The sequence below is a fragment of the Hyphomonas sp. genome, assembly GCF_040882205.1.
Classification (GTDB): Bacteria; Pseudomonadota; Alphaproteobacteria; order Caulobacterales; family Hyphomonadaceae; genus Hyphomonas.
Genome location: NZ_JBBEBT010000270.1, coordinates 1 through 2,408 on the forward strand (window position 1 = coordinate 1; position 2,408 = coordinate 2,408).

The window sequence follows — 2,408 nt, forward strand, 5'->3', positions numbered from 1 at the left end:
TATACCCGGAAGGCGACAACGATGTCTTTGCTTATGATATATTCGACAATGTCACGGGCCTGACGCGCAATCCCAAACCCGGCTCAGGCTTGTCGCCCATTACCATCAGCGCGGCATACAATACGACCTGGAACAAGATCGCGAGCCTGACAGACGGCAGGAACAACACGGCCACTTTCACCTATCATCCGTCCGGGAACGGCGCCGGCCAGCTGGCGACGGCGGTTCGGCCCGCCGTGGGCGGATCGAGCCCGACCTATTCGTTCGGGTATAATGCGATCGGCCTTGTCACGTCCGAGGTCGATCCGACCGGGCGCACGACGACGCATGGATATAACGGGTTCGGGGACCGGACCGTGACCACGGTGGCGACGGCGGCGATCGGCGGGCCGGCTCTGAATCTTGTCTCAACGTTCACGCCGGACAGCTGGGGCGACATCGTGACGGCGGTCGATCCGCGCAGCAATGCCACGACCACAACTTATGATGCCGCGCGCCGGCCAACGGTCGTCAAGAACCACAATGGCGGCAGCGGAGCCGTGCTCCTGGCCGCCAGCCGCACGACCTACGACTTGCTCGGGCGTGTGACGAAGACCGAGGGCGGGACGGCCTTCTCGGGAACGAACGTGTCCACCTGGCAGACGCTGGAGGAGAAGACCTATACGCCGACGAGCCAGGTCGCGACGGTCGTCAACGGCGCCGGCAACACGACCACGACGACGTATGACGCGCTGGACAGGGTTCTGGACGTAACCGACCCGGTGAGCCGTATCACGCGCAACGAGTACGACGCGGCGAGCCAGCTGACCCGGATCATTCGGGCCTATGGTACGCCGCTGCAGCAGGACTATGCGCGCTATACCTATACCCCCAACGGCCAGCAGGCTTCGGTGCGGGACGCGAACAATAACCGGTCCGTCTACGTCTATGACGGGTTCGACCGGATGTGCCGGTTGTACTTCCCGGTATCGACGCTTGGCGCCAATGCAGCCAATACAGGCGGCATCGCCGAAAATGCTCTAACCTGTTCGAGCGTCGGAACGGCTCCGGATTTTGAAGGCTACGGCTATGACGCGAACGGCAATCGGACGAGCCTGAGGCTGCGCTCGGGGCAGTCGATCAACTTCACGTTCGATGTGCTGAACAGACAGACAGTGAAGGACATCCCCGGCGGGACGGCTGCAGATGTGTACACGGCCTACGATCTCGCCGGACGGGCCCTGTCGTCACGGTTTGTCTCCACCAGCGGACAGGGGCTGATCTACACGTACGATGCCGCCGGACGGATGCTGACGGAGCGGTCGACGATTGGTACGAGCCGGACGCTGAGTTATCAGTATGATGGCGCCTCGAACCGAATACGGATCACCTGGCCGGACAGCCAATATGTCACGTACACATATGACGCGTTGAACCGTGTAGATCTGGTCCGCGAAAGCGGGACGACGACCCTTGCGGACTACAATTATGATGCGCTCGGCCGGCGGGCGACGCTTACGCGGGGCAATGGCGCGGTCTCGGCGTTCAGCTATGACCTCGCCTCGCGCCTGACGGGGCTCGGCCTCGACCTTACCGGCACGGCAGACGACCAGACCTGGGGCTACAGCTATACGGCTGCGAGCCAGGTGTCGCAGCGCACGGCGACGAATGATCTCTACACCTGGGCTGCGGGCGCCGCGAGCAAGAGCTATACGCGCAACGGGCTCAATCAGTATACGGCGGTTTCTGGAACGGGGTTCAGCTACGATCTCCGGGGCAACCTGACCTCGGATGGGTCCCGCACGTTCGGGTATGACTTCGAGAACCGGCTGACGAGCGTTTCTGGTTCAGCCGCGATGACCCTAACGTATGATCCGGGCGGAAGGTTGCGGCAGACGGTATCTGGGGGCAGCACCACTCAGTTCCTTTATGGCGGCAATGCTCTGCTGGCGGAGTATAACGGCGCGGGCACGCTTCTGCGCCGGTACGTGCATGGGCCCGGGGTAGACGAGCCGCTGGTCTGGTATGAGGGCTCTGGTCTCACCGACAAGCGCTACCTTATCGCAGACCGGCAGGGCAGCATTGTGGCGGCGAACGGGGCGAGCACGACGCGGCATACCTATGGGCCGTACGGCGAGCCGAACACCTGGGCCGGTAGCCGGTTCCGGTACACGGGACAGATCGCGCTGCCGGAAGTGTCGCTTTATCACTACAAGGCGCGGGCCTACGATCCCGCGCTGGGTAGGTTCCTGCAGACCGATCCGGTCGGGTATGCGGATCAGATGAACCTATACGCGTATGTCCGGAATGATCCGCTGAATGCGGCGGATCCGGAGGGGCGATTGGCAATCACTTCAGGATTTGATGTTCGTTTTTCCGTATTGGGCTTCGGCATCGGGGTCTCCATAAAATCCGCAAACTCTGCCTCC

At 62.4% G+C, this 2,408-nt stretch carries 1 protein-coding gene; it reads left to right on the plus strand.

Going from position 1 to position 2,408, the window contains the following annotated elements; all coding sequences use genetic code 11:
- Positions 1-2,408: RHS repeat-associated core domain-containing protein (locus tag WEA77_RS11515; protein WP_368068031.1), on the plus strand; the 2,408-nt coding region annotated here is incomplete at both ends.